Source organism: Paenibacillus sp. N119s (genome assembly GCF_059447605.1).
Genome location: NZ_JCAJRU010000296.1, coordinates 1 through 5,298, shown reverse-complemented (window position 1 = coordinate 5,298; position 5,298 = coordinate 1). Strand labels below are relative to the sequence as shown.

5 protein-coding genes and 2 pseudogenes are annotated in these 5,298 nt (G+C 36.2%); 5 read left to right on the top strand and 2 right to left on the bottom strand.

All coding sequences use genetic code 11. The features are described 5' to 3' along the window. Nucleotides 1-136 precede the first annotated feature (136 nt). The 3 genes from AC5V8P_RS23110 (at nt 137) to AC5V8P_RS23100 (ending at nt 2,208) form a co-directional block, all read left to right on the top strand. Nucleotides 137-316 carry a DUF6809 family protein gene (locus AC5V8P_RS23110; RefSeq protein WP_495473904.1) on the top strand — a complete coding sequence of 60 codons (180 nt, stop codon included), beginning with the start codon at nt 137-139 and terminating at the stop codon, nt 314-316. A 92-nt stretch (nt 317-408) separates the two neighbouring features. Then, entirely contained in the window at nt 409-1,686 is a 1,278-nt protein-coding gene (locus AC5V8P_RS23105; RefSeq protein WP_231116858.1) for a WXG100 family type VII secretion target, read from the top strand. Between the two features lie 15 nt (nt 1,687-1,701). Continuing rightward, the gene (locus AC5V8P_RS23100) at nt 1,702-2,208 is read left to right on the top strand and encodes a hypothetical protein (RefSeq protein WP_064797022.1); all 507 of its coding nucleotides are present in this window, start codon (nt 1,702-1,704) and stop codon (nt 2,206-2,208) included. A 237-nt stretch (nt 2,209-2,445) separates the two neighbouring features. On the opposite strand, the gene AC5V8P_RS23095 is transcribed toward AC5V8P_RS23100, so the two are convergent. Then, nucleotides 2,446-3,558, bottom strand: coding sequence for an alpha/beta fold hydrolase (locus AC5V8P_RS23095; protein WP_064797021.1), 1,113 nt, complete (start codon nt 3,556-3,558; stop codon nt 2,446-2,448). A gap of 146 nt (nt 3,559-3,704) precedes the next feature. On the opposite strand from AC5V8P_RS23095, the gene AC5V8P_RS23090 reads away from it, so the two are divergent. Beyond that, nucleotides 3,705-4,280 (top strand): TetR/AcrR family transcriptional regulator, encoded by a 576-nt coding sequence (locus tag AC5V8P_RS23090; protein ID WP_064797020.1) that lies wholly within the window; start codon nt 3,705-3,707, stop codon nt 4,278-4,280. A 169-nt stretch (nt 4,281-4,449) separates the two neighbouring features. On the opposite strand, the pseudogene AC5V8P_RS23085 reads toward AC5V8P_RS23090, so the two are convergent. Then, nucleotides 4,450-4,605 (bottom strand): annotated as a pseudogene (locus AC5V8P_RS23085) (MBL fold metallo-hydrolase); the annotation flags it as partial. 475 nt (nt 4,606-5,080) lie between these two features. On the opposite strand from AC5V8P_RS23085, the pseudogene AC5V8P_RS23080 reads away from it, so the two are divergent. Next, nucleotides 5,081-5,298: pseudogene (locus AC5V8P_RS23080) on the top strand (alpha/beta hydrolase family protein); the annotation flags it as partial.

Sequence of the window (5,298 nt, the reverse complement as noted above, 5' to 3'; positions counted from 1 at the left end):
TTTCGTTCAGGTGGAAAAAGATCTTGAATCTGCCGCCATTGTTGATCTTGAATTTCATATCGTGTACTCATTTAATGCTTTTAACCAATATATTCCTACTCAAACACTTTGAAGACACGCCCTAGTCCATCAGAAAATATCCGCTTCTATGAAAGCATTAAAAACAAGATTGTCGGAACAAGATTACGAATTAATTGAAGAACTATCCGATTTAAATGATGTACTGATTTCTATATTATCTGCCTCAGATTATATTTCTGGATACAAAGCAGGAGCTCTGACTATGGTTGAGATATTTGATAGAAAAATCATTTAAATTAAGATTCATATAACAATTAGTAATAAAGATGGTTTTCCATAAATTTGAATAATGTTATTATGTCTTAATGAACTCAACCGAGGTAAATTATGACAACAATTAAAGTGACACCTGAACAACTTATAACTGTCTCTAAGAAATTTGAGCTTGCGCAGCAAACGGCGATCCAAATGAATAGTCAGTTATCGCAGCAAATTTCGTTTATGGAACGATTTTGGGAGGGGATAACAAAGGAGCAATTCTATTATAGATTCCAAATATCTCAGAAGAATATGGCTGATTTTGTTACACTGACAGATTCGATTGCTAGAGAACTACGGCAGCATGCAAATAAGTTTAGATTAGCAGATATGATGGAGGATGGGAATCTAGACCCAAGTTGCTTGCCACCTCCATCGAATACTTGTACAGTTCCTGTTCCAGATACACGAAATGCGCTCCAGAAATCGGCGGATAGCTTAATGGAGCTTGGTCAGGATTTTGTAGCAGCTAATTCAGAACGATATGAGAAAAAATTTGATTCAGTATGGAGCTTCCTAGATTATATGTCGTACGGCATTCCGAAGGGAATGTATCAAGGGTACATGGAACGGGCAGCTAAACAAAACGATTCATGGAATGACATGCTCAATTTCGGTACATTTGGAGTATCGGGCATGATTCAGGGAGCATTTAATCCCACAAATGCATGGTCAAAAGAACATATGGCAAATTTGATTGGTACGGCTAGTTTGATGATAGGTTCTACGACAACTAAAGCGCTGATTAAGCCCAAGAATATTTTGGAGGGATCCGTTAAGTATGAAGGTGCTAAAAGTACAAATATTTTAAAAGAAAGCGAACAGCACCCTGCTTTTAACACAGAGACAAGAGATGGAAAAGGCTTTACTGGTGCTGGCTCAAAGGATTATGATACATTTGCAGAAGCAGAGTACCAATCAATAAGAAAATTAAAGATGAAGGATATTGAGGAGGTTGCTCGTAATACAAGTCTTAGTATTGATGAAATAAGAACTATGAAAAAGCATTTATTTTTTGGTAAGCATGAAGTACCTCAACCGGGAGGAATAGAATTTAGGCTTGAACGATTTACTGCTGATGATGAGATTGCTTTTGCATGGAAAACAGCCCAAAAAGGAGAGTTATCTCCTGAACAAAAAACATGGTTCAAGCAATTGGCTGAACATGAGCTAACAGAACGTAAATTAATGGCAGAAGGGCAGAAGTACCGCACGCTTGAATCTTGGAATCAAGAAAAGGGAACCTACGAAGGTTATCCGCCCGGTGCTCACGAAAATGCCCCTTCTCAACCCAATAAATCCTTTCCAGGCTATGAAGATTATTACTTTAAAAATATGTTTAAATAAGAGAGGTTAAACCATTTGGGAAGAATACTTAATCAAGCTGTAGAGCGTTTGTCTTCAATTCATTTTGAAAGTTTAGGGGATCAGCTGTGTGATTCACACCATATTTTGGTCAGTGAATATTTCAGAAGAGTCAATGCATTTATAGAATCTGCATCTGTTTCTGTCGATAAGTATCCCATATTTAGTATCGCTAGTGTGCTTGGAAAAACAGTTAACCTTGATATATCTAAAGTGTGCCCCAAACTTGAAAAGCTAGAGAACATATATATCAAAGCTTTGAGTTACTGTTACTTGGAAATTTCCGCATTAGCTGATCAAGGGATCAAAGAAGCATTAGACCATGTAGATTTGTATGAACCGATAATTAAATTCCTTGAAAGGGGGGGGGGTTTTTATATACGTCAAGGTGAAATGCTTGTGGGTAAGTCCGCTTATCCTTTGAACTATTGGCGCAATTTAAACATTCCTATTAATGATATTAGTGATAAAGCTTTGAATAATTTAGATAGTGAATGTAAATGAAATAGATGTGAAAATATTCATTAACTGAAATAAGCGAAGCCAGAACGTAAACAAAATGCGTTCTGGCTTTTTTTTGTGAATCTAAGTATACCAAAGCACTTTCTTTCAAACGTATAACAAACCCACCTTTTTACCTATTGAGTAAAGCTGGTTGGGGAACCACACGTACATTTCATTGATGGAATGTTAGTGTTCTAAATTCTTATATGGTAAAAACTAAATATTCATCCCTCTTTGTTATAGGAAATTCTTCATTTCATTAAATGCTAACTCCCTGTGACCTGCTTGGCAATGTTGCTCACCACCTGTTTCTTTAGTAAATACTTTGGTTGTAATGGAAGCAGCATTGATTAATTCTTGTTGGATTTGTGCGAGTCGGCTAATGGGTACGTATTGATCATCTTCTCCAGCTAGTAAAAGAACATCTTGATTAATGAATGCTCCAATGCCGTGCATCGTGTGCTTTTCGAAATTTTTAATGAGATCAAAAGGCGTTGCTTCACCCGTGTTTTCCATCCCTTTGGTAATCTTCCAATGCAAATCAATATTGTGAGTCATCATCTGTTCGAATAATGAATTCACTTGATCTACTTGATTACGATCAACTAACTGCACTATGCTCTGGTAAGTTTCTTCTGGCATTCCCATTTTTAAGGCATCTAAACCACAATAGAAAATGTTAAAAGCAACTACTTTATCGATTCTCTTTTCGAAGGCTGCTGCACGGATAGCTAAATAACCTCCCCAAGAAGCGCCTATGAGACTTACACGATCTAATTTGAAATAATCAATCACCGTTGATATGGGCTTTTCCCAGTTGTGAATGAATTTTAGGCCGTTTTTTAATGCAGTTCCTTGGCCTGGACCATCAAATACAATAATATTGTAATTAATTCCCTTCATGAATTTCATCATTTTAAGCATCTCCTCCATGTAAGAATCATACCCACCAAAGACAAGTAATGTCTTCGTAGCTCCAGGCGCCAACAATTTTACAGCAGGAAGATAGGAGTCTTCATAGGGAATCTTGTAGGATTCATAATCAAAATCATGAAAGCCTTTATAGAATGTTTCTCTATATTTTTGATACATTTTTTCTTTATTGGGGTCTGTGGTTGCAAGGTAAAATTCTGCTGCTTGATAGTAGACTGAGGCTAAGTCATAGTCCTTGCTATCTTCGCGTTCCCTTGCAAAATTGAGCCAAGCTTCATACCAGCTATGGGTATCGTTTAATTTCGGAATCATTTTTTCCAAGTCAGCTTGTGCTCGATCATCTTCTTGATAATAATCATTGATAAAACGATTAATTTGAAGATTGAATTGTTTATTATTGACATAGGATTTAAACATATATTTTCCTCCTTCAATTTGGGTATGTGCTTACTATAGAGTATAGTTACTACATAAAAAATAATTAGTATCGCATAATCTGTAAGATATCTTACACGGTATATATGAAGTGTTCGAAAACTTACACATAAGGAGCAAGTGGTTAAATGAATGAAGATATCAGAATTTATAAAACAAAAATAGCTATCGAGCGTGCTTTCATTGAATTACTCCAACAACATGATTTTAAAGATATTACGATCAAAAAAATCTGTGATCAATCTCTTATCGGACGTTCTACCTTTTATAGTCATTATTTGGATAAGTACGACTTGCTAGAAAAAATAGTTAAACGGTATGCTTCTGATTTTAAAGTTGAGGTTGAACATCGTTTTGAAGCAATGGAAGAGGGGAAGGTAGCAAATGCCATAGAACTTGTAACCGATCAAATGATTAAAAATAAGATGGAATTTTCAACATTGTTAACCGTTCATGAAATATCCGCCGATTTACGTAAAGAATTTGAACAAATTTTGTTTCGGACTTGTTTAGATTATTTAAAGCAACAGAATTTTTCAACTTCGATCGCATTGGAGTATTTAGCTGAACTATATGCTGCTAACTCAATGACGTCTATTCAGTGGGTTTTGAAAAATGGTAAAGATACTAACATCATTCTTCTTTTAGATCAAATGCAAGAATATATTTTTAATCAGTTAAAGTCTGATCTATATACAAGTTAGCACGCGTGGAGTGATTTTTTTATGACCGATAAATCATCAATGGGTTGCAGAAATAAACTTTAAAGAAGGGGTTGAAGGGAGGAAACAGTAGAAGAATTGAAGCATTGGTTCAATTCTTCTACGCTAACAACATCGTTTCACGAAAAGGTAGCTTGCTGGAACTTTAACTTTATAATCCTTTGGTAAGTCCTAATATCTGATCATTCACATGTACATTACTTAATCCCCCGTGATAACAAACTACGGATGCAATGTCGAGATCTAATGAGAGACGAGCTGCACCCATATCCGGTGTGGTCGGGACATGAATCCCCCACCAGAATCCCGCCATTTCTTGATCCCACAAAAGAATGGGTGAATCATATTCCCTGAAAATCTAGCTGAAGCATTTCTACTCCCTGTGAAATTTCCATAATATCGGACTTCACGAACACGAATTTTTGTCACATTGCCGTGAACTGCATCACGTACATATTCCGTATATTGTGTTTGAGTCGCAGAAATTGGTTTCGAGACACCAACAAGTAAATGCAATGTTGCATCATAGGTGTACGTTGTTGGTACACCCAACACGTCAACAGCGCTTGTGATACAACCATAGTCGTTATAAGTCTGTGATGTATTAACCACATACTTATTGGTATTTACTGATTCATCCTTGGTTTTACCAGTCTTCCAACACTGCAAGATCGAATTACAAAATTGTTAGGTTGATGTAAGGCAAATCGATAGCTTAGGCTAGCCTGGCAGGATAAGATTAGAACAAACGAAAATAGAAATTTTTTAAAAGGGGAATCGAGATGAGGCTGTTTGAACTGTTGCTTTTATTGTCAAACATCGGCTTGTATGCATTAACCGTACTATTAAAAAAAGGACGGCGCAGAATTCCAGTATTTGTTGCAAGCGGGATTGCCACACTTTTACTGGTCATTCATTGGACGATGGAAGGATACAGAGTTCAGCTATTTTTCCCATATTGCATAACGATCATTTTTTTAGCCATTTCAGGTTATAGCTA

Bases quoted from the DNA above. Each gene is read 5' to 3' on its own strand.
- AC5V8P_RS23095 (WP_064797021.1), bottom strand. From the start codon at position 3,558: ATGTTTAAATCCTATGTCAATAATAAACAATTCAATCTTCAAATTAAT.
- AC5V8P_RS23105 (WP_231116858.1), top strand. From the start codon at position 409: ATGACAACAATTAAAGTGACACCTGAACAACTTATAACTGTCTCTAAG.
- AC5V8P_RS23090 (WP_064797020.1), top strand. From the start codon at position 3,705: ATGAATGAAGATATCAGAATTTATAAAACAAAAATAGCTATCGAGCGT.